The sequence below is a fragment of the Micromonospora sp. NPDC050980 genome (assembly GCF_040653835.1).
Classification (GTDB): Bacteria; Actinomycetota; Actinomycetes; order Mycobacteriales; family Micromonosporaceae; genus Micromonospora.
On the sequence record NZ_JBFAGS010000029.1, the window covers coordinates 24,247 to 47,497 of the forward strand.

General features: G+C 66.4%; 15 protein-coding genes. 12 read left to right on the forward strand and 3 right to left on the reverse strand.

Going from position 1 to position 23,251, the window contains the following annotated elements:
* Nucleotides 1–48: 48 nt before the first annotated feature.
* Nucleotides 49–885 carry an SAM-dependent methyltransferase gene (locus tag AB0H28_RS27315; RefSeq protein ID WP_358046047.1) on the reverse strand — a complete coding sequence of 279 codons (837 nt, stop codon included), beginning with the start codon at nt 883–885 and terminating at the stop codon, nt 49–51.
* 299 nt (nt 886–1,184) lie between these two features.
* On the opposite strand from AB0H28_RS27315, the gene AB0H28_RS27320 reads away from it, so the two are divergent.
* A complete protein-coding gene (locus AB0H28_RS27320) occupies nt 1,185–2,120 on the forward strand; it encodes a DUF6545 domain-containing protein (protein ID WP_358046050.1) in 936 nt (311 codons plus the stop codon).
* A gap of 52 nt (nt 2,121–2,172) precedes the next feature.
* Here the strand turns inward: AB0H28_RS27320 and AB0H28_RS27325 are convergent, their stop codons facing one another.
* Nucleotides 2,173–4,572: a bifunctional diguanylate cyclase/phosphodiesterase gene (locus AB0H28_RS27325; protein WP_358046053.1), complete on the reverse strand. Its 2,400-nt coding sequence runs from the start codon at nt 4,570–4,572 to the stop codon at nt 2,173–2,175.
* 363 nt (nt 4,573–4,935) lie between these two features.
* Complete coding sequence (locus AB0H28_RS27330; protein ID WP_358046055.1) at nt 4,936–5,628, reverse strand: hypothetical protein; 693 nt, start codon at nt 5,626–5,628, stop codon at nt 4,936–4,938.
* A gap of 274 nt (nt 5,629–5,902) precedes the next feature.
* Between AB0H28_RS27330 and AB0H28_RS27335 the strand changes: the two genes are divergently transcribed.
* From AB0H28_RS27335 to AB0H28_RS27385, 11 genes are all read left to right on the forward strand, one after another.
* Nucleotides 5,903–6,496 carry a hypothetical protein gene (locus AB0H28_RS27335; RefSeq protein ID WP_358046058.1) on the forward strand — a complete coding sequence of 198 codons (594 nt, stop codon included), beginning with the start codon at nt 5,903–5,905 and terminating at the stop codon, nt 6,494–6,496.
* A complete protein-coding gene (locus AB0H28_RS27340) occupies nt 6,493–7,476 on the forward strand; it encodes a hypothetical protein (protein ID WP_358046061.1) in 984 nt (327 codons plus the stop codon). The genes AB0H28_RS27335 and AB0H28_RS27340 overlap by 4 nt, the downstream gene beginning before the upstream one ends.
* A gap of 691 nt (nt 7,477–8,167) precedes the next feature.
* Nucleotides 8,168–9,481: a tyrosine-type recombinase/integrase gene (locus tag AB0H28_RS27345; RefSeq protein ID WP_358046064.1), complete on the forward strand. Its 1,314-nt coding sequence runs from the start codon at nt 8,168–8,170 to the stop codon at nt 9,479–9,481.
* Nucleotides 9,482–10,135: 654 nt separating this feature from the next.
* The gene (locus tag AB0H28_RS27350) at nt 10,136–10,798 is read left to right on the forward strand and encodes a hypothetical protein (protein ID WP_358046067.1); all 663 of its coding nucleotides are present in this window, start codon (nt 10,136–10,138) and stop codon (nt 10,796–10,798) included.
* A gap of 11 nt (nt 10,799–10,809) precedes the next feature.
* A complete protein-coding gene (locus AB0H28_RS27355; RefSeq protein ID WP_358046070.1) occupies nt 10,810–11,619 on the forward strand; it encodes a DUF262 domain-containing protein in 810 nt (269 codons plus the stop codon).
* 94 nt (nt 11,620–11,713) lie between these two features.
* On the forward strand, nt 11,714–12,979 hold the full coding sequence (locus AB0H28_RS27360) for an IS701 family transposase (protein WP_358046093.1): 1,266 nt from the start codon (nt 11,714–11,716) through the stop codon (nt 12,977–12,979).
* 42 nt (nt 12,980–13,021) lie between these two features.
* Nucleotides 13,022–14,425: a hypothetical protein gene (locus tag AB0H28_RS27365; RefSeq protein WP_358046072.1), complete on the forward strand. Its 1,404-nt coding sequence runs from the start codon at nt 13,022–13,024 to the stop codon at nt 14,423–14,425.
* A gap of 394 nt (nt 14,426–14,819) precedes the next feature.
* A complete protein-coding gene (locus AB0H28_RS27370) occupies nt 14,820–16,319 on the forward strand; it encodes a hypothetical protein (protein WP_358046075.1) in 1,500 nt (499 codons plus the stop codon).
* On the forward strand, nt 16,316–17,113 hold the full coding sequence (locus AB0H28_RS27375) for a hypothetical protein (protein ID WP_358046078.1): 798 nt from the start codon (nt 16,316–16,318) through the stop codon (nt 17,111–17,113). The genes AB0H28_RS27370 and AB0H28_RS27375 overlap by 4 nt, the downstream gene beginning before the upstream one ends.
* A 10-nt stretch (nt 17,114–17,123) precedes the next feature.
* Nucleotides 17,124–21,617 (forward strand): hypothetical protein, encoded by a 4,494-nt coding sequence (locus AB0H28_RS27380; protein ID WP_358046081.1) that lies wholly within the window; start codon nt 17,124–17,126, stop codon nt 21,615–21,617.
* Nucleotides 21,614–22,684, forward strand: coding sequence for a Wadjet anti-phage system protein JetD domain-containing protein (locus AB0H28_RS27385; RefSeq protein WP_358046084.1), 1,071 nt, complete (start codon nt 21,614–21,616; stop codon nt 22,682–22,684). Before AB0H28_RS27380 ends, AB0H28_RS27385 begins: the two co-directional genes overlap by 4 nt.
* Nucleotides 22,685–23,251 lie beyond the last annotated feature (567 nt).

Sequence of the window (23,251 nt, forward strand, 5' to 3'; positions counted from 1 at the left end):
CTGGGGCGGGCCGTCCGGTCAGCTCGTGTGCCCGCGTCGGGTTGCTGCCTAACGCTTAAGACCGATTCCGCACAGCAGCGGCGACCGTTCACGCTGGTCGTGGTGAGGATCCTCGTAGTCTACGTCGGGGTGCCAGTCCGTAGATCGCGTTACGCCGGGCTCCATCAGCGTAAATCCGTCGAATAGCGGGAGAATCTGCTCGGCAGACCTGAGTGTGATGTTGGTGGCGGCGTGTGTCCGGTAGACGTCGAGGCCGTCGTTGACCGGATCTCTTCCAGCGATGTCGACGATCACGGGACTGATGTGCGAGATCGCCAGGGCGCTGGACGTGGGTAGTGCGTTCTTGATCGGATCGACGACACCTCGTAGTTGATCGTCAGGGACTACCTGCAGCACGCTGAGGTACAGCAGCGCGGTCGGCTGCGAGAGGTCGATGATCGCGGCGAGGTCGGGTTGACGAAGCGATGCGAGCAACTCGTCAGGTTTCGTCATGTCGCCGACGACGGCGCGGCTGTACGGGCGTCCCGCAAGCATCTCGTTGGAGACCATCACGGCGACAGGATCGATGTCGACGTAGAGCACGCGGCTTCGCGGATCGACCCGATGGGCGATCTCGTGAACGTTTCCCTCGGTGGGGATGCCGGAGCCGATATCGAGGAACTGCCGAAATCCCAGTGTTGCGAGCTTGCGTACGGCTCGTTGAAGGAACATACGGTTCGCGCGAGCGATGGCTTGCGTTTCCGGCACCGCTTGGATAATGCGGTCTCCAGCCTCACGGTCGGCCGGGAAATTGTTACTTCCGCCAAGAAAATAGTCATAAATCCGCGCGACAGTCGCCCGACCGGCGCCTACGTTCGTGTCCCTGTCGGTCGCCTCGCCGTCCATACTTCACTCCCCTTCCGCCAGAAAACGCCGTGATGCGGTCCTAGATGGAGAGCAGACCCTACCGGAACAGACGGTCCGCTCGTGTCCCCGTTGAGGAGAGATCGCAGGCGCCGCCGTGCCCACCGGGGCTTCTGGCGGCGGTGACCAGGAGACACGTCGCGGACGCGGGTACCACGACGAGCTGCCGCGCGGCTACACTCCGATCTTTGGACGCACGCCGAGGGTGACTGCCGCGGGGGCACACCGAGGAGGCTCCGATGTTTTGGACACGTGTGCGGGTCGCTCGCCGGCTACGGGCTATGGATCTTCCTGACCCTCCGCCGCCTTTCACTGCTGAGGCATGGTGCAAGGCGATCGCCAGGCAGCGTGAACGCGCGATTCGTGTGATGGCGAGGCCTTTGACCGCCGAAATCCCGCCAGGTTTCGTGTACACCGGTGAGGCGCAGGACTTCGTGGTGCTCGACGCTGCTCTGCTGCCGATGGCACGGACGCAGACACTGCTGCACGAGGTAGCGCACCTGCTGCTCGATCATCAGGTCAATGTTCTGCACGAGGACGTGGACCAGCGGGCGGAGCGCGAAGCGGAGATCGCCGCGGATTTTCTGGCGCTGCGCCTGGCGCGAGCTGCGCAGCAGTCTGAGGGCTCGCCAAGGCCGATCCGAGGGTTCCGTTCGGGGGATGGCTCCGGCTGGCTGCAGCGTCGTCAGGCCGACTGGGACCTGTACCTACTCTGGACGGCCATGCGGGCTGCTGCACCAGAGGTCTGCCTGGACGCCTCCCCTGAAGGCGGCTACGAGGTACCGTCGCCTCTGGGTGCACGGCGAAGTCGGCGACACCGCCAGGTCGTTGAGATCCACGATGCGCTCCGGCAGCTGAGGCCGTGGTATTGCCCGGATGTGTACCTCAGCGCGCGACGGCGGGCGCAGTGTAACCGGCTGGACCCCGCATCGGTGGAACTGATCGCGGAGGCCGCGGTTATTGCCGTGGCACTTCGCCGCAAGATCGCCGGAGTCGACGGCGACATCGAAGCTCTCCACTCGGAGGCGTGCATCGACCTGCCTGCTAGCCTCAAACCCGCCGCACGCAGACTGGCACGCCTGTCGCGCGCGTTGCACCACTCGCCCCTGGTCACTGCCGAGGTCGCCAAATGGGGCACTGTTGTCACCGGTGACGGCCCCGCCACCGTGATCGAGCTTCGGCCTCGACACGCGGGAAGGCTGGCCCGAGCGGCATGAGGACGCCAGGTCCGCATCGCGCGTGACGTGCGACGTCTGAGGCCGGCTTCGGCTAAGAGCCGACAGCGTGTTGGGAAGGCCGGATACGGTGTCGCCACAGCGGGACCACATTTCGGCCTGCAGCTCTGAGTTCCTCTGCGGCCGGCGGCACCCATCGGGCGAGATGCTCCCGAAACTCGCTGGGAAAGGACGGATCACCGAACAGGGGGCCGCTGCCCAGAGAGCAGCCCAGCTCGACCAGATCCCGGCGCTGCGGTCCGTGCTGCACCTGTGGCACGACAACCGACATATCGAGGTCGAGGCTGAGATCGACAGCGGCACGGATCACGGCGGCCGACTCGCGCCAGCGGTGCTCCATAGCGAAGGCGGCATGAACGCGCACGAAGCTGAACTGGGTAACCGACAGCGACTTCAAGCTATGAGAGGTGCTGCCGAAGTCATCGAGCAGAAAACGTACTCCTGTCTCGCGCAGCCGATGAGCCGCCCGCGTATCCGCCACTAGTGCAGACTCACTCAGGGCGAGAATCAGCGCCGAACCGGGCATGGAGTACTTGGTCAGCAAACGGGCGATCGTCATATTGGTCTCGTCGGCGATGGCGTGCGGTGAGATCGGAACGATGACCGGCACGTGCGGCAGGGCAGGTCGCCAGGTCTGCGCGGCCGACAAGGAGCGGGCCAGGATCCTCTCGGTGATCTCCATGAGGAGTCCGCGATCGGTCGCCAACTGGTAGACGTGTTCATCGGCGGGCAGCAAGCCATGGGAGGTTAACAACCACCCCGGTAGGGCCTGCACCGCCCGAACCTCGCCGTCGACCAGGTCGACGACTGGCTGAAACGACAGCGACACCCGCGATCGGGCTAGCCCGGCGGCGAGGCCGCTCGGCCTGTCGTCCTCGAGCGTGACAAGCTGATCATGAGCTGACTGCAGTGCACCCCACATGATCTCCTCAGCCGCGGTGAGCAGCGCTACGGCGCTGCTCGGCGAGCCCTGTGCCATCCCCGCGCTCGCGCGCACGGACAAATCGAGGTCGTTGAGCGTGACTTTTCCCCGTAGCGCGAGAACCGCCCGGCATGCTTTGTGATAGGCAACCTCTGTCGGCGCGTTGCCAATCGCCACCGCGAACGCACTGCCACTGATCCGTCCGACGCGGAACTCCGACGACGGAAAGGACCCACTCAGCCGGCGGGCCAGCTCCACGATGAGGCGGTTTCCAACCCCTCGCCCGAACGTCTCGTTGATGAGGCGAAAATTCTCGAATCCAACCGCCAGGACGTGAACCTCAGCGCCGCCGAGGTCCGCGACCGAGGCCGCGAATGCCTGGCGGTTCGGCAGCCCGGTCAAGCCATCGTTGGTTGCCGCGAGGGCATGGCTGGCCGACTCCGCTGCCAGCCGCTGATAGGCGGTGGCGTTATCGATGCTCGTGGAGATAGTCGCCGCCAGCGCTCTCGCGGTGGCCTGCTCGCGGTTACTTAAGGCCGCCGACGGACTCTCCAGGTACAGCCGCAGTAGACCCTGCAGTCCCGTCGCATCCGCACCGAGGCCATACACCGCTGAAGGCGCTCCGAGTCCGAGATCCTTCGCGGCAGACGCCGGCCCGTCATAGACGACAAGGGCTTGTCCGTCGGCGCGAACGAGCCGTCGGTCTGAGTTAAGTTCGATCTCCGCAGCCTGCGCCCCAAACAGCTCGACCGCCCCTCGCGCAGCGGTCTGCACGACCGCGTCGAGGTTCCTGGAGGTGAGAGCATCGGCCAGTGCCGCATGGCGCTCCCAGGCCCTGCGCTCCTCGCGCAGCTTCATCCGATGAGACAGGACCAGATGCAGGACCAACATCACCATGGGCAGCGCGGCCAGCGCCCGCTCGTCGACGATGACGACCGCGACAGCGATACCCGACAACGCCGTCTCGACGGCACCTACCAACATGCGCGTCTGCCACAGGTACCGCACCATAGACGCGAAGCGGCGGCCGGTGGCGAGCGACACCGCCGCGGATGTGACGACTTCCTCCATCAGCACCACGACGCCGGCGGCGATCGCCAGCCCGAGCACGTAGGAGCCCACGGAAGGCTCAGTGCCGTTGGTGCTGTCGAGCGCAGGACGAGCGCCGGCGACGGACATGGCCAACCCGGCAGCGGTGGATCCCAGAATGTCCTTGCTCGTGTTGTGGATCGCCTTATGCACGCTCGCGGACTGCGGATACCGCGTGAGGATCTTCGCGGCGATCACACCCGCCGCGGTGCACACCACCAGCCATGGTGCCGGCAATACAGCGGCGCACACCAGGTAGGCCGTCGGCGTCATCGTGACCCGCATTGGCATCCGCGCCGGCAGTGGCACGGAGAAGATGCTTCCGGCGGCGACCAGGGCTGCCGCGACGATTGCGAACGCGATGTCAAACGGCGCCGGCCAGACAAGGTAGGCCACAGCCCAACCCACGCTGGCAAGCGCCATGATCAACAACGTAGCAGTGAAGAGTTTCAAGGTCAGTGATGTGCCACGAATTCGTTCCACTCCGCCCCCGTGCGAGTGCTACGACCGACACGAATCGTCCACAGTAGCACCGCTGCGTGACGTCAGCTCCACTCCAGGCCCTTACGCATCGACCCTCCTCTCTCCGGTTCCACGGGGAAGGTATGCGTAACTACTTCGGGAATCCAGGCAGAGCTGTCCAAATGGTCATAATACGTCTAACGGAGGACGGGGCCTTTACGGATAGTCTCAGTTGGTATACCTCAGCGCACCCTGGCGTCCGTCTATGCGTACGATCGAGTGCGGCACCGTGGTCAGGCCGTTAAGGCGTATGAGCTGAGTAGCTCAGCGCAGTTCGTTGATCGAGCTTCGCAGGGCTTCGAGGTGTGGGTCCCCGAGTCGCGTGGCGGCGGTAGCAAGGCTGGCGAGCACCTCCGTCCAGGAGCGAGGCGTCCAGCAGGCAGCGCTTTTCGCTGAGGGGTAACGGTCAGCGACGGGCCGTTGGTCGTCGGATATGAGGATCCAAGCGACGTCGCGTGGGTCCTGAGGTTGAACGGCGGTGTGCTTGTCGCGAGGAAGCAGGCAGTAGCCGCGGTAGAGATCGATCTGCGGGATGGCGCACCACCACTGGTGCTCGCCGTCTTTGTTGCGGCGACGTTGGGTGTGCCAAACATCCGCGCCGCACGTGTCATTCGAGGCGGGGTGGCGATCCTGGCGGAGTCCTGCGGCAACGGTGTGGATCGTCGCAGAGACCGCATCGGCTTCGCCTGTTACCGAGCGGAACAGGTCGGCTGCCTGGGCGTGCCGAACGGCAGAGTACTGGGCCGGGGAGTGCAGACGCTTGAGCTCGACACAAGCCTGCAGGACATCGTGCTGGTCGGCGAAGATGAGATCGACGCCGGGTGTGGGGCCTCGCCAACAGAACAGGCGCTGGTCCTCAGGTGCCGGTGGCGCGTTGCCAAGCAGGGAGCGAAGGACCGCACCCCGAGCAGCCTCGGACCCCCCGTCGTTGAGGAAGTTCCACAAGAGGTTGGACATGAGACGTTCTCGCTGTGTAGCCACACGCAGATTGTGGCCGTACCGGCGGTCCAGCGGGGACTCGGTCGGCGACCACGGGGCTCCTGCCAGGCCACCTGACCGCCGCCTCGATCGACTCAGACAACTCCCGGAACGAACTACTCGGCGCCATCCTCCAGCCGTGATGGCCGGCCGTCTCCGCAAATAGAGAGCGCTGGACTACGTGCCGCCACAACTTATCCATGATCGACATGTCGATAAGTGTCCGACTGGCCGCTTAGAGTGACATCGACCGATGGTGTGGATCCGGCTCGGGCGGCAGTGGACGAAGGTGGTGCAGTCTGTGGGTAGGGCAAATTTCGATCATCACGACGAGGCAGAGCGGTTGCAGCAGGCGCTGCGCATCAGCCATGACGAGCTGGCCGCGACTGAGTCCGGGACGGCCGCCTACCGCGCGCAACGATCGGAAGTGTTCGCAGCTACGACACAGCTGTTGAGCTTCGAGGCCCAACTCCCCGTCCTGCTAGACGAGCAGCGCAGGCGGGTCAGTAGCCGCGTCGTGTATGCCGCCGGGGTGGTCACGGTGGCGGCGATGCTCGTCATCATCGGAGCGATCATGGCCAGCTGGGTCAGCCGCTGGTACCTAGCGCCGGTCGTTCCGGTGGCTCTGATGGCCATCGTCATCACGGTGAGTGAGCCGCGCGCTCGGCGCCTCGGGCATCGTGGCCGAGCAGCCGGCGCGCTCATCTCCGTGGCCTGCGCCGCGTTGGTAGCGGTCGCGGTGCTGCGAGTGGTGTCAGCATTCTGGCTGCTGGCACTGATACCTCTGGTGGTGATCGTGCTGAGCTGCTGGTTACCCGATGGCGCCGAGGCGGAGGGCACGACATGACGTCCGCCACCTACCCGCAGGCGGATCTGCGGACCTTGACCGAGACCGTTGACCGGCTTGGCCGGCAGGCGTCCGTGACGTCCAGTGAGGTCGACGAATTACAGGAGAAGCACGACGCCCTCGACGGGCAGGTCCGTGCCCTCGACGAGCGGCTCGACAGCCTCGACCAGACCGCCGAAGAGATGCGCGAGGCGCACGACGGGCTGCGCGAGGAAGTGGCCGACGACGTCGCCGAGATCGAGGCCGCGGTGAAGTCGCTTACCGCCACCATCGGGTGGCTGGAGCGGCGGGTCCGCGCCGAGCAGAACATCACTCCGGTAGACGTTGACCACGTTGATAAGCCATTGCGTGATCTCGCCGACCGGGCGCTCAAGGGCCGTCAATCCGCGGCGGTCCTCCTCTCGTCGGACGATCGCGCGATTCACGAACACCACATCGAGGCGCTCCGGCAGCTTCGCCAGCGGATCCGCTCCATTGGCGAGCAGGCGCTGCGACACAGCGCGACGCTGGCTACGACCGACCGCAGCAGCGCCGAGCACCGCCAGGCCGGCGCCGCATTCCTGAAGGCGCATCGGGCGTGGACTACGGCCAGGGCGCAACTGGGTCCAACAACCGCAGCAGCCGAGAGCGCCACTCAAGTGCTGCGAGACGATGACGAGCGGCGGGCAGTGCACGGACCGAACGTGATGACAGGTGAGTCGGCGCGCACCACCCTGCAGAGCAAGCTGCGTGAGCGCTTGACGAAGGTGATCACCGACGCGGCGCTGCTCCCGTCATGGTTCACCATCGCGCTTGGCCATCAGCCGCCCGCCACCGGAACCCAGCGCTGGATCGACACAGCGGTATCGCTGCTGGTGTACCGGATCATGTACAAGGTAAACGATCCGGTCGTCGCCCTCGGCCCTGCCCCCAGCGATCACGACGATCGGCGAGCCTGGCATCGCAGCCTCACCGAGGAGCTCCGCAAGACACGGTACTGATCCATCGGTCCGCGGGGCCGTCAGATGAGAGCCGCCTCTGGCATGAACTGCCCGGCATCGCCCGGCGACCGGTCGGCCATGCTCGCCGGTCCCTGATCGCGGCGGCGCTGCCCTCACCTACGGTCGGCAGGACCGTCATCTTCTAAATGCAACCCGGCCAGCATGATCATTCCGAGGAATCCAATAACTGGACTGGCGACCACGGTCCTGGATTGTCGGCGTGAACCTGGACTGGCACGACCCTCGGCAGACGATCACCCTAGGAACACCCAGCATCCACTGTGGTCGATCTTTGCCGTGCCTGCTGGTTGCGTTTCGGCAGGTCAGCATGATATTAAAGAAGAGTACGGTTGGGAGGGCATCGCCTGACTTTTAATCCATAGGTTCAGGGTTCGAGTCCCTGGCGGCCCACCACTATCTACCAGGAAATATAGCCGAGCGTCGACGTCCTTCGCGGACGATGTGAGGCACATGTGGGGCACGGTCAAGCCCCACATGCTGGCTGGTCACGGCGGTTCGCCGGAATCTCGAATTCTGGACTTATGGATTGAAAGTTCTCAGGGCTGGCCTTTGTGCTAGAAAGAGGATTTTTGATCTACCGAAATTATGTCGATTTTTACCTGTTCAAGGGCTCGAACGCAGCCGGCATCGAGGCCGGCCTGCCGGTCCGTGTATGCAGCGGGTGGTCGCGATGACCGCCGCCACCAGCAACGGCATAGTTTTCGCACGGTGTGCGTGCCGATCGGCCGAGACCGGCCGCCAGTTGGGCGCCCGTTGCCCACAGCGCGGCCAGCCGGGTCATGGCCGCTGGTACTACGACGCGCACGTGCCCGGCCCGGATGGCCGGCAGAAGCGGCTGCGGCGGGGAGGGTTCCTGACGCGCGCAGCGGCTGAGCAGGGCTTGGCCGAGGTCCTTGAGTTGGACGGTCCGGACGCCATGGCCGAGACCTGGACGATGAAGCGATGGCTGGAGTACTGGCTGTCGCTGTCGGAGGATCGGCTGCGTCCGTCGACGCTGCGGGCGTACCGGTCGGTGACCCGCACGCATCTGATTCCCTGGTTGGGCCGGTTCCGGGTGGCGGACCTGGACGGCCGCCGCGGGGTCAAGACTGTCCAGCGGGTGGTCGACGCGATATGCCGACAGGAAGTAGCCGATGGCGAGCTGATCGCGCCGGGCACGGTGCACGGGGTAATTGGGGTGCTGCGCAGCGCGCTGAGTGAGGCCCGACGGCAGGGCTTGGTGTCGATGAACGTGGCGTGGCGCCTTCGGCTGCCGCGGGGCGCTCGGCCGTTGGCGGTGGCGTGGACGCGGGAGCGGGAGGCGTTGTGGCGTGCCACCGGCGCTCGCCCGCCGGTGGCGGTGTGGGACGTCGAGTACGTTGCGGAGTTCCTGGAGGGGGTGCAGGACGATTGGCTGTTCCCGCTTTGGTGGCTGATCGCGCTGCGCGGCTTGCGCCGCGGCGAGGCCGTCGCGATACGCGGCACCGACCTGGACGCGCGGTACCGCGAGCTGAGTGTGAAGCGGCAGCTGTTGGTCGTTGACGGCAAGACGCACCTCGGACCGCCGAAGTCAGCGGCCGGGGTGCGGACGCTCGCGCTTGATGAGTTCACCAACCAGCTGCTGCGTGAGCACCGTCGGTCGCAGGAGCGTCGGTTCGCCAGTACCGGCCGTAACCCGCACGGTTACCTGTTCACTCAACCAGACGGGCGGCCGTTGCGACCGGACTGGCTCAGCCACCGTTTCCGCAGCTTAGTCCGCAAGCTCGAGCTGCCGCCGGTGCGGCTACACGACCTGCGGCACGGTGCGGCGAGCCTGGCCGGTGCGGCCGGGGTCGAACTGAAGGTGATCCAGCACGACCTCGGCCATTCCAGTGCAGTCACCACCGCCGACACGTACTGGACAGTGTTTCGCCAGTTGGCGCACACCGGGGTCGCCACAACGGCGGAGCTACTGCGGTCACACGCCCGAGTCAGGATGAACCTGGGTGAGGCTTCGCAGGCGTGATAGGCGAGGCGGAATGGGGCGCCGAAGGTGCCGACTGGTGGCGGCTATCGGCGTACGGCTTCGGGTGCAGAGCCGGGTACGTCACCGAGTACACGGATGCTATCGACATCTGCGAGTGCGGATACGGCTCGCGGCCGAGCTTGCTCCGCAACGACCACCTGCAGTCAGTCAGGGTGGTCGACCCGGCGGCGTCCGGATCTGGAGCCGATGAGCGGGTGTCGCCGACGGACGTTCATCACCCCCTGGCTTGATCGGCTTCGGCCGGTGGAATCCGGTGGCCGTCACGCCGAGCAATTCATTTGATGCATAGCACCCCCGAACACCTTACCTCCATCGGATCGCCAGAGTGATCCAGCCATCGACCCGCGCGACTTAGCCACGCCGAGCTTGACCAAACGCCCTCCTCCCTCGTCGACACGAAGAGGGAGATCAACCGGGTTTGACGAGCTTCGCCGTAGGCGCCAGGTGAAGAACAAGACTTACGAAACCGGACACCGTAATTCGACCAGAACGGAAGTCAACTGTCCGGGTGCATAGCAAGAAGGCGGGCTTAACGGAACATGGAGCGACTGTCGCGCATCAGACAGAGATGCATGGCGACCTATGCGCTTACCATGCAAGCTACATTAAGCTCGGGCCGGGAGGCGGTACGTGTTGGGCGCAGGAACCGTCGCTAAGCAGTTTGCGGAAGACTCAGAATCGGTCTTTCTCAACGTGATTCGGACCGCACCCGAGCCGATCAACGCGCAAGCGATCAAGGCCCAGGTGATTGAGGCAGGTGTCAAGAAGGTAGACGCCGATTACCGCTGGAGGCTTTTCCAACGCGGGGTCAAGTGGCATCCACAGATTACTGCCGTGAATAAGAAGTACGGATGGTCGGCCGAACGGCAGTCTGCCCGGAGCTCACTCGACGTGCTGGCCGGTTATCCGCTCAAGAAGTTGCCGCCTTGGGTCGCCCAACACCTCGTGCAGAACGTGGCTGCTGCGCTCGACGCCAGTGGGACGACCGCCTCTGGATGGGACCACGAATTCGAGGAGGCCAGGTTGGTTGCCGATCTTGCCGTGGCAGTCGAGGCCCTGCAGTCTCGCGGCGACACGATCACAGAAGTCGTGAAGCTCCTCACGGATGAGACGCGGCGCAAGCGGCTGTGGCCGCTCGGCCGGCCCGGCGAGAGTCTCCCATTCGACCCGGACTCCCACGAGGCCGAGTCGGGTGCACCGGACACCGGAGCCGTCGTTCGGGTCGTACGCTCCGGCTATATCTGGCGCGGAAGGGGTGAACCTATCGTAGCCGCCAAAGCGATCGTGGTCCTTTAGGTCGGGCCGCCATGGCCAAGAAACGCAGCACCAAGAAGCTGGTCAGTGCCCGGGAGCAATCGATCGACGCATTGTTCAGCACAGAGTCGTTCGCTCTCGACTACTACCAGCGCGAATACGTCTGGGACGAACCGCAGGTCGCGCGACTGATGAACGACCTCTCCCGAAAGTTTCTCGATCAGTGGAGCGACGAACACTCACTGGCCGACGTGAAATCGTACGATCCGTACTTCCTCGGCCCATACATCATCTGCACCGCGGACGGGCGGACCTCGCTGGTCGACGGCCAGCAGCGCATCATCACGCTTCTACTACTGTTGATCTATCTGCACCGGCAGGCAGCGACGACTCCGAAGGCAAGCAGCAGGGCCGGCAAACTCTTGACCTTGATCATGTCCGAGCGGTTCGGCAGGCGGACGTTCCGTGTAGACGTCGACGAGTACGGCGCCTGCTTCAACGCTCTGCTGAACGACCGTGGATTCGACGGCGCAGCCGCGCGGCCTCCTATCCGCCGCATCTGGCAGGCGTACCAGTACATCGACATCCACTACCCTGCACAGTTGCGCGGCGATGTCCTGGTCATGTTCATCGACTGGCTGCTCTACCGGGTCTCCCTGGTCGTGATGGACGCAGGCGACCGCGATCGGGCAGAGGAGATGTTCCAGTCGATCAACGACTGCGGCGTCCGGCTCTCGCCGATGGACCACCTCAAGCGTTTCCTGCTCAGTGACGCCGACGGGGATCCACGTGAGCTAGTACGGCAGCCGCCGTTTGAGATCTTGCTGGTGAACCGGGGTGGACGCGAGGCGACCACCGCGTGATCGTCTGTATGTTGTGGACATAACTTCAGATCTTGCGGTGGCCGCGTGCCACAGCGTAGCCGTTGGGCGATGGGAACGCGTGCTGGCCGAGGTGCTGGGCTGCTTCGCGGGCCGGTTCGGTCGGGTGGAACCGCGCCGTGCGGCCGGACAGTTCGTGACGGGATTGCTGGCTGACCTTGAGGTCAAGACGTGTTGGCAGTTGGCCGAGCAGGCCGGGCATGCCCGGCCGGACGCGATGCAGCGTCTGTTGTACCGGGCGGTATGGGACGCCGACGCCGTCCGCGACGACCTGCGGCAGCTGATCACCGGCCGGTTCGGCTGCCCGGACGCGGTCCTGGCCGTCGACGAGACCGGTGACCTGAAGAAGGGCATGCACACGGTCGGGGTGCAACGCCAGTACACCGGCACGGCAGGGCGGATCGAGAACAGCCAGGTCGGGGTATTCCTCGGCTACGCCGGCGTCGATGGGCACACCCTGATCGACCGGCGGGTGTATCTGCCGGCCTCGTGGACCGACGACCGGGACCGCTGCCACGCTGCCGGCGTGCCCGACGAGGTCGAGTTCGCGACCAAGCCGGAGCTGGCCGCGCAGATGATCACCGCGGCCCTCGACGCCGGAGTGCCAGCCGGGTGGGCTGCTGCGGACGAGGCTTACGGCAACAGCGCCGACTTCCGCGCTGGCCTACGCGAACACCAACTGGGCTACGTCTTGGCGGTGTCCCGCAGCCACCTGGTGCCGATCGACGGTGGCAAAACCCGGCTTCGCGCTGACCGGATCGCGGCTGACCTGCCGGCCTCGGCGTGGCAGCGCCGCTCAGCCGGCGCCGGATCGAAGGGGCCACGCTTCTACGACTGGGCCTGGCTCGATGACGTGTGCACCGACGCCGACCCCGACGACGGCGGCCAGCACAGCCTGCTGATCAGGAAGAACACCACCACCGGTGAGCTGGCCTTCTACCGCTGCTGGACCCCCAGACCGGCCACCCTCGCCCAACTCGTGCGGGTCGCCGGGATCCGCTGGAGCATCGAGGAGAGCTTCCAGGCCGCCAAGAGCCAGGTCGGCCTGGACCAGCACCAGGTCCGCCGCTGGAACTCCTGGCACCGGTTCACCACCCTCGCCCTGGCCGCCCTCGCCGTGCTGACAATCAGCGCCGCTGACGCCACCCACGACGAGCCCACCGACACGGAACTGATCACGCTGACCGTCAACGAGGTCCGCCGCCTGATCAACGCCTGCCTCATCCGCCCGATCACCGACCTCGCCCATCGTTTGCACTGGTCAGGCTGGCGACGACGGCATCAAGCCCGAGCCCGACGAGCCCACTACACACGCCGGCTCAAGCTCGAACTTCAGTCATGATCCCGAACGGCGGCTGCCGTACTAGAAGGCGCATGGACCACGATGGTGTCGGCTCTGGAAGACGTTGAGAAGGGCGCAGCGTTCGCCTACCTTCGGACCGTCTTCCGGGCGAGGTTTCCTGAGGCCGCGCACAAGCCGGGGCCGAGCCTGAACGACGCAACACACGAGTGGGTGCGGGCGCACGAGGCAGAGATCTGGCCCAACCGCAAGAACGGCGACCGGGTCCGCCTTATCACCGAGGTGCTGTACCCCTTCCACACCACATACGCCACGCTGCTGCAAGCACGATCCCGGATCAACCCGCAGCTGCGGGCCGTGCGGTACAACACATTCAACGGCATAGCCGAGCAGTTTGACCTCACCCTCGCTGCCCTGCGGTCCGGTGACTCGGAGACGGAGCGGGTACAGAAGGCCGGCTTGGTGGCCAATTTTCTCGATCTCTTCTACGTGACGCAGACGCTTGGCGACGAACCGGTCGAGCAGCAGCACATCGATGAGCTCGTCTCCGCGGTCATGCCTGCCGTACGACTGTCCGAGTCGGTTGAGGAGCTCAGCCGCGCCCTCGGGGAGCACGCCGCAGACTGGCCAGTCCGGCTGCAGCTCATCCCGGACCTGCGCTACGACACCAAACGCAGATTCGTGCACTACGTGTTGACTCGCCTGACCGCATGGGTCGAAATGGGCGCGACCAATGGCGAGGCAGATCCCACCGACCGCTTCCTCCTGCGCCGAGACCGTGACCGCGACTTCGAGATCGAACACCTCTTCACCAGCACGGCGTCGAAGTATGCGCACAAGGCACCCGACGCCCGCTACTACGGCTTCCTGCGGAATCGGATTGGGGCGCTCCTGCTCTTGGATGGCCTGGACAACGGTAGCTACGGCGGGATGCTCTTGGAGCAGAAGCTCGCGTCGTACCGGAAGGACACTCTGCTGGCCGGGATGCTCAACCCGGACTTCTTCCAACGAGGCAACGTCCGGCTTCGGAAGTTCCTCACCGGCGAAGGCCTGTACGGCATGATCGCTACCTATGACGCAAGCACCGCGCTGGAGCCGTTTATCGAGGCGCGCGGTCGCTTCTACTGCGAAGTCGCCAAGAAGATATGGAGCCTAGACGCACTCAGACTGGCCCCGCCGCCAGCGCCCGGCCCCCTCGCGCCCGGGAAGCGCACTCGCTACGGAGTCCGGTTCCAGGACTTGGTCGAGGCAGGCTTGGTAAGTGTGGGAGACCGGCTCGTCGGCCGCAGACGTGGCGAACTGTACTACGCCCGAGTCCGCCCAGAAGGAAGCATCGAGACCACTTCCGGAGTCGCAAGCGCGCCTACCAAAGCGATGGAAGACGCGGTCGGCGTAGCCAGCAACGGCTGGGCCTTTTGGGAGGTCGAAGGGACCAAGGAGCGGCTCGACACCATCCGGCAGCGCTACCTCGAACAGGTAGCCCGTTAGAGCCTCCGGTATCACGCGGCACCTGCTCGCCACTTGGCCTACCTCGATCCAGGCACCCTGGTCGTCCGTACTGGTCGCCGGGAGCTCGCCCGGCCCGTGGCAGCAGAGGTTCGATCTCGGCCCAGGGTGCGTCCGAGACAATCCACGGCGGCTGCTCACCCCTCCTCACGTTCAGACAGAACGATCCTCACCTCCCGAGGACACGCCCAACATCATTTCGTTAGGAGTTCTTACGCCAGCGACGAGCGCGGCGGAGTCGAGCTGGCTGGTCGAGGGTGCCAGAGCTGGGCCCGAAGCGTGCGGCGAGAACGGCCGCACCGACGTCCCCCGTTCGCAAGTCCAGTGTGAACCTGTGGCCGTGTTTTCTGGCATACCCGCGCGCTACTGTCCCGACGTGGCGGAAACAGGGAGTGATGCCGGGTTTGCTCAGCGCGTCAAGGCGCTGGCCTGCACTGCGCCGTTGCACGATCTTGATAACCGTAAGACGCAGGTCCAGACCGGAGACTTCTCCGTCTACCAGATGAGCGAGCTGGCGCTGAACGCCATCGATCTGGTCACCTTGGCGATGGACTTCGACGCGGGGGCTCCGTCCGAAAAGATTGAAGTTGACCTTTCCCGCTTTGCTGCTCGTCAGGCGCCCGACCACGACGCCGCCGAACACCGCCGGGTCGCCCGGTGGGTGCTGGAGAACCTACTCAACGTCGGCTCGACCGACCGGGGCTTCCGCGCGGTCTACGGAATGACCACCGGTGATGGCGTCTACAGTCGTTACGCGTTCGACTTCAAGCTGCTGGAAGAGGTCTCTGCGCCGGATGGCGGGATCTTCTTGCGGGCTACGAACGAGGCGGTCAACGTGCTCGTCGGTGCGCTCGAAATCGACATCGAGTCGGCACAGATCGCCGCAGACTTTCGCTTGGAGACGCTCATCCGGCGCGGCCGGCTGTCCGACGCTCAGGCCGCCGCCCAGGCCGCCCGCTACCGGACCATTCAGTACGGGGAGAAGCTGCGCCAGCGTCTGGAAGCGACCGAGCGCGATGTGCGCACCGTCGACTGGCTGCACGAGATGCCGCAGTTCATCGCCGAGGCGATCGAGCACATCGAGGCCCGCTATAAGGCGGAGAACGCCATTCTCGTCAACATCACCGAGGCGCGTGACACCGCCGATACCGCGGCCCGCAAGTTGCTGGCCGCCCAACTGGTCGAGGTCGTCCGTGACTGTCTGCGCCGGCATGAACAGTTGCAGGCAGCGTTGCAGGGCGCGGGTCGGCGGTTCCGGGTGCAGCAGGACCGGCAGACGTTCGCTCCGGGCAGCGCTGGGGCAGCCTTGGATCTGCGTGCCCAGTTACTCGTGCCGGTCCTCGCGCTGCCGGTCGCGCATGCTGACGAGGTTCTCGCCGCGTATTTCGTGCGCGGGGCTGGCGTGCGGGTTTCGTCGGCGCTGCGCCTTGTCGATCTGTTCACCGCGCTGGTGACCGCGCCGGCCGAGCGGGAGCTGCTCGGCGGCGAGGTCGAGGAGCCCGATCTTGACGAGGTCGTGGAGGAACCGGCCTTCCCGGCCGAGTGCTACGAGTTGCTCGATGACCTGCTCGATCTGGATGTGGAAGCGCCGCGGAGGCTGTCCGGTCTGCTGGAAGAGGCCCGCATCCGGCACCCGGAACTCGCCGCGCTCGTCGTGGTCCGGGTCATCGCGCTCGCCGCGCAGGAGATCAACCCGGCGATGCGTCATCGGGCATCCAGCGTCTTTATCGCCGTCGACGACGGAACGCCGCTGCACGATCCGGAGTACGGCGGAGCCGATCTCCTCGTGGCGCGTATCGCCATCGAGCGCGTTTACGCCGCCGACCGCCCTGTTTCTCGCATATCGACGTCGATACCGGAGGAGGATGCCGCGTGACAACCGCAGCGCAGCTCACGGCAGATGCGGCCCGGCTGATCGGCTACGGGTTTCGACCCAAGCTCGTACCGGCCCGCGATGACACGTACCGCGACCTCGTCCTGCGTGCCCGCACCGACGATGAGTTCGCGGCGGCGGTCCAGGCGGTCGCTACGGGCCTCGACCTGGTCGTCCTAGAGATCAGCGACCGCAGCGGCATCGTGTTCGGCTCCACCGAGGACAGCGTCTTCGCGGTGAAGATGACAGACTACGCGCGCCGCACCGGAGGCGAGGGCAAAGCGGCCGAGCGTGTTCTACACGCCCTAGCTCACCTGGGCGCGGCGACGTTGGCCTTTCCTCGTCCGGCCGACCTGGCCAACGAGACCTACTTGGGTCGCATCACCGTCGACGGCGTCGAGGCGTTTGTCCGTGAAGCCGCCGGCCGTCTCGCCGAGGCGGCCATCGAGACCGACACCGCGGACGTTGCGACCGATGAGCCAGGGCTGGAGGCAGCCTGGCGTGTCTACACGCGGCGCGCACGAACCGGTAGCACCGGCGATGGCCGCAAATTGGCCAGCAGCACGACGGGAATCGTGAGCAAAGCGCTGACCTTCCTGGCTGATCAAGGACTTCTCATGCGCAGGGGTGATGAACGCGGCGGCACCTTCCGGACCACACCCCGCTACCGCACCCAGGTGCGCGAGGCCGGCGTGGTCATGTTCGAGGAACTGCTCCGGCTCGGGATCACCGAAATCAGCGACGGCACCGGGACCGTCACGGTCGGCTGGACGGCCGAGTCGCTGGCGCGGCTGTAGGGAGAAGACGATGTACGAACTCAACCGCGTCCGGTTGTTCTGTGTCGGCCCGCGCGGAGCCCGGTACACGGATGTCACGCTGGACCTGTCCGGTGTCGGGCAGGTCATCGCCGGGCAGGGCAACCTGTTCGGTACGACCGTGCGGCGCCCCAGTCCGTACAGCTTGCTGCTGCTGGAGAACGGCGGAGGCAAGAGCGTGCTGCTCAAGCTCCTCTTCTCCGTCGTGTTGCCGGGCCGGCGCAACGCCGTCGGAGGGTCGGCCGCGGTGATGGAGAAGTTCGTTCTCGGCGACGACGCGGCTCACGTTGTCCTGGAATGGATGCATGTCCGCACCGGTGACCGTGTCATCACTGGGAAGACGCTGCAGCGGCGACGGAGCGGTTCGGCCGCCGACCGGCTGGCCGAACACTGGTGGTCGCTACGCCCTCACCACGGCGTGGAGATCGAGACCCTGCCGTTCACCACCGACGGCCGGCGGCTGCGCTTGGAGGGGTTCCGCGAGGCGCTGCAGGAGATCGATCGCGCGGCACCGATCACTCAGCTGACCTGGGTCGGCGCGGAGGTGGGCGCCTGGGCCGACCATTTGCGGGACACCGGGATCGAACCAGACCTGTTCGGGATCCAGCGACGGATGAACGCGGACGAGGGCGACGCGGCCAGCGCGTTCAAGTTCAAGTCCAGCCGGGAGTTCGTCGAATGGCTGCTGAAGATCGTTCTCGACGCCGAGGACGCGGTGAGCGTTGCGGGAAACTTCGCCAGCTACGCACGAACGGTCGGCGACCGGCACGCGATGCTGCTGGAGCGTGACTTCGCGGCTGGTGCTGTGGCGGCGTTGCGGCCTGTGGCGGACGCCTACGAGCGTCATCGGGCCGCACGCGCCAGCCGCGAGAGCGCCGTCGACGACGGGAACGCGCTGCTGCTGCGCATCCGGGCTCGGGAGGCGGCCGAAGCCGAGGCCACGCAGCGGTTGCGCCAGCTGGCCAAGGACGCCGCGGCGACTGCTACTGCCCGGGAAGGCGACCGCGATCGGGCGCGCGACGTCGTCAACGAGACCCGCCGACAGACGTTCGTCCTGGAACGCGCCGACGCCCAAGAAGCGCATGATCAGGCGAAAGCTGGGCGTGACGCCGCCGATGCCGACCTGCGCGCATGGGCGCTCGCCGACCTGATTGAACGCAAGGCGGCGGCCGAGCAGAGGTCGGCCCGGCTCGCTGAACACATCACCCAGGCCGAGCGTGATGCCCGGCCGGCGTTGGACGCACGCGATCGGGCTGCCGGTGCGTTGCTGAGCAAGTTGCGCGCCGAGGCAGCAGCCGCCCGCGACGAGCGAGATCGACAGAACAAGCTCGCGGCGGCGCACCTGGGCAGCGCCGCAGAACTAGACAAGGAAGGCAGACAAGCCCTCGTCGAGATCGAAGGGCAGCGGGCCGACCAAAAGGCGATCATGAGAGAGGTCGCTAGCAGCCGGGTGAAGGTGGAGGCCGCCGTCACAGCGGGCCTGCTCGCGGCGGGCCAGGGCGTGCCGGAGGCAGCGACCGAGGCGAAGGAGGCTGCCAGGATCGCCGCCGAGCGAATGCAACAGGGTGAGCAGGCATTCGAAAGCGCGAAGAGCGCCGTTCGTGAAACCGCGAAGGCCGCTCAGGAAACACGCGAGGCGTTGAGCGTCGCTCGCAGTCGCCACGAGGATGCCGACCGGGATCTCCAAGCTGTCCTCGACCCGGCCGCCCGGCTGACCGCGAACGAGCTCGTCCAGGTGGCACTGTCCACCGATGCCGTCGACATCGACATGTTCGACGGCAGCGCCGACGCGCTGGCCGAACGATTGCACGACGACGACGTGGAACGCGGGCTGGAGCTCGACGAGCTACGCGACGCTCAGCGCGAAGACCAGCGCCTACTCGACGCGCTCGGCGACGGCGGCCTGCTCCCGCCGCGCGTCGAGGTCGAGGCGAGCCTGGAAACCCTGCGAGCCGCCGGTGTCGGGGCGCACGCCGGCTGGCGCTACCTGGCAGAAAACGTGCCCGCCGCCGAGCGCGGCCAGGTGATCGAAGCGCATCCGCAGCTGGCCGACGGTGTCGTCATCGTTGACCCCGCCGCCATGCCCGCCGCCCGCCAAGCGCTGAACGCCGCACGACTGCTCCCGGCCGCCGCGGTGGCCGTCGGCACCGGCGCCCGCATGTTGACCACCCTCGCCGAGCAGTCGGGTTTCGATCCGGCCGAGGCAGTCGGCGAGCAGTTCGTCGTGCAGCCCAACACGGCGCTGTTCGACGCCGAGGCCGCGGAGATTAAACGTGGCCAACTCCGCGAGGCGATGGAGCAACGCGGCAACGAGATCAACTCTGTCACCGCCACGCTGACGAGCCTTCGGGAGGTTCAGGCTGAGCTGGCCGCCTGGCGGCGGGGTTGTCCTGCTGGACGGCTCGTTGAGCTGCGCGAAACCCTCACCACCCGTGAGCAGGAGCTGAGGGATGCTACGGAAGCCGACGGCATCGCTGTTGCTGCAGCCGAGGCGGCTGCGACGCTTGCTGAGCAGACTGAGGACGAACTCCGCGATCTTCGCCCGATCGAACGGGCCGCCGCTGACCGCGCCGGGGAACTGGACCGGCTCGCGACAGCCGTAGCGGCTACTGAAGAGCAGCGCAAGCGACTACCCGAGATCGACGATGCGATCCTCTTGGGCGAGCGGACCGTCGAAGAACTGACCCAACAACGCGACCGAGCGCAGGAGCAGGCGACCGAGGCCGCACTTGCCGCCGAGAACGCGAACGCCCGTGCCGAGCGTCACCGTGCCGAAATGGGCGACGTTGTCACCTCCACCGGCGAGCGCCCCGCAACCGTGCCGCCCGACGACATCCCGATGCTGCGCTCCGCCTATCAGGCTGCGGCAGCCGCCTACGCGGCGGTCGAGGTCGGCCAAGACCTGCGCGCCGCAGCCGACACTGCGGACTCCGATGCGGCACGGCTACGAGCCGACGTCGACGGCCACGACCCGGACGACATCGCCCGCGCATCGGAGCTGCTGAGAAGCCCGGACGGCGCGGATACACCCGGTCGACAAGCCGCCATCGCCCGAACCAAGCGTGAACGGACTCGCCGCGATGAAGCCATGAGCGCCGCCAAAGAAAAGGTCGGCGTGGTCACCGGAGAGCTGAAAGCGGTGACACCGTCGGACAACCGCAACGTGTGGATCCAGCTGCCCGAGGAACGCCGGCCCACCAATGTTGAACACGGCCGACAATTGCTGACGGCAGCGATCGTTGACCAACGGGCCAGCCAGCAACGCTACGAGGAGTCATTCGCCGAAGCAACGCGCCTGCAACAGCGCGCCGGCGACGCCGGCGAGGCGACCCGTGCCTTCGGTGCCGTCGGCGAGCCCCTGGCAGCCCGCCTGGACCAGCCCGACGTCGACGTGGACACCGGCTCCGTTGAACCGTACGCCGGCACCTCGGAGCATGCCCGCATAGCCGCCGCGGCGGCGCAGGAAAGGCTGCGGGAGACCATGGCAGCCGATCGGAGCGCGCATCAGGAGGTGACCCGGCTGGTCGATGTGGCGGTGCGCCTGGCCAGCGAACCGAAGTTCGAGGCGATGACCAACGTCGCCCGGCGCGCCCTTGTTGGCCTCGATCGGGAAAAGCTGGCGGCCCGCGCGGGCGAGTTCGCCACTCAACTCGACCAGCGTCTGGCTACCCTCACCAGCGACCTCGACTCCGCCAGCCGGCATCGCAAGCTAATCGTCGATCGGCTGGCCGCGCTCGTCGACGGCGCCCTCAAAACCTTGAGAACCGCATCCCGGCTCTCCAAACTGCCCGCCGGGCTCGGCGAATGGGAAGGCAAGGAGTTCCTGCGCATTCGCTTCGCCGAACCCGATCCGAGCCTGCTCACCGCCCGGGTCGGCGAGGTCGTGGACGAGTTGTCCGCTACGGCCACCGGACGAGCCGGCAGCGCACCTGCACCAAAGCGGGACGGCATTGCTTTGCTGCTGCACAGCATCGAGGCAGCCGTGCCGAAGGGCTTCCTCGTCGACCTCCTCAAACCCGACGCGGTCCTGCGTGACGAACGAGTGCCGATCGAGAACATGAACGAGGTGTTCTCCGGTGGGCAAGAGCTGACCGCCGCCATCGTGCTCTACTGCACGATGGCGGCCCTGCGGGCCAACGAACGTGGCCAGATTCGGGCTCGGCACTCCGGCGTGTTATTCCTAGACAATCCGATCGGCAAGGCCAGCGCCGAATACCTCCTGGAACTGCAACAAGGCGTCGCGGCGGCGCTCGGCGTGCAACTGGTGTACACGACCGGGTTGTCCGACGACCGCGCCTTGTCGGCCTTCCCCCTGTGGGTGAGAATGCGCAACGACGCTGACCTGCGGGCCGGACTGAAACACATTCGCGTCGCCGAGGTTGTGCGTCGCCAACTGCCCGAGCCGTTCCCTGACGACGACCCGTCGCCGAACGGGGCCGCGTTGGGTACGGTCACCGCCACGCGTGTCTACCGCAGGCCCGTATGAGCGTCGGGACCTCCCCAGCGTCGCCGGCGGAGCAACCGCTGAGCCCGCGCGCCGCGCGGCTGGCCACGGAGCTTGAAGCCTGGGGCAGGCGCACCATCACGCTCGCCGAGCTCTGGCCGCTGTTCGCCCGCGTCGACCCGGCCTCAGCCACGCGGCCGACCCGCCGCGCTGATCTCGCCGCCACGATCGCCGCACTGGCCACGGCCGGCATGGTGACGACATCGAGGAACCTCGACCGAACGGCCGAACCGCCCCTGCCGGCAAGGCTGACGGTCTCTCAGCCAATAGCAACAATGTCCGCCGCCGCGCTGGCCCTAGCGGTGCCGTGGCGCCCGGAACTCGCCTGGGCGGCAACGGCGCGGCTCACCGTCGGGCAGGTCGGCGTGCTCCAAGTTGTGAACACCTGGCTGCGCGACCACGGCCGAGACAACGACGTCCTGCCCCTGCGAGAGCGATCCCTGGAACTGTTCGGGTACGAGAAGCGACTCGACGCTTTGCTAGGCACGTCGCTGTTCGGCCCGGACCGTCTCACCCTGCGAATGCTGCGCACCTTCCGATCCCGTCCACCATTTCCCGTCCGCCGCATAGGCGACGGCCCAATCCTGCTGGTCGTCGAGAACGCCGACACCTTCGACTCCCTGCGCAGGGCGCTGGCCGCCGCCTCCAGCGCGGTCGGGCACATCGCGTGGGGTGCGGGCGCGGCCTTCGAGGCATCGGTGCTCAGTATCGGCGAACTACCCGACATACGCGACGTCGCCTACTTCGGCGACCTCGACGCTGACGGGTTGCGCATCCCCGCATCGGCCGCTGTGTCGGCCGCCGCCGAGAATCTACCTCCCATACGTCCAGCCCACGGCCTGTACCAACTACTACTCGATCAGGGTTCTCCGCAACCAGGTCAGGGGCACATCGATCCGGACCGGGCCACCGCGCTCGCAAGCTGGATCGGCAAACCAGCGGCGACGGTCGAAGATCTACTGGTCAGAGGGCTGCGCATTCCGCAGGAGGCCGCGTCGGCCAGGCTGCTCGGCCACACCCTCGACAGCTGGATTGCCGACTTGCGCTGACTCCCTTTTGGGGCATGGCACGGCCTGAGGCGACGACGCCACGGTAGCGCGCAGGCCAGAGTGTCGACGACCGGGAGTGACAGCCCGCGGATTCCGGTGCCGCGATGGCAGCTCGCCCCGAGCCCGGTGACTCCAGGCGAGGACATCACCGGGACGTTGCGCACCGGGCCGATGTATATAAACGTCTCGGTCGGCCAGTTCGATCAGCCGCATGGGCCGATTCGACCCCGGGCCGCTGTACGAGCAGTTGGGTCTCGCCCGGTAGCAGGGCCGCACCAGCCTAATCGCCCGGATCGATGAGGGATCGCGGACACCGATCGCGGGACGCGGTGTGCACGCGCCTGCCTTGAAGTAGCGGTGCGATCGAAGGCAACATCTACATGCTGAAGACTATCCGATCGCTTGCCACGGGCGCGGGTCTTCGCGTGGGCCCGGTTCACAGCCTCTGCCGATGTGACAGTGTCGGGCAGAAGGTCACGTCCGCGCTGGTGGTGTAAGAGACGGCCATCGCTGGATCCGGTCTGATGCTATGCGGCGATCGGGGTGTGATCGGCCTGTTCGGTGTCG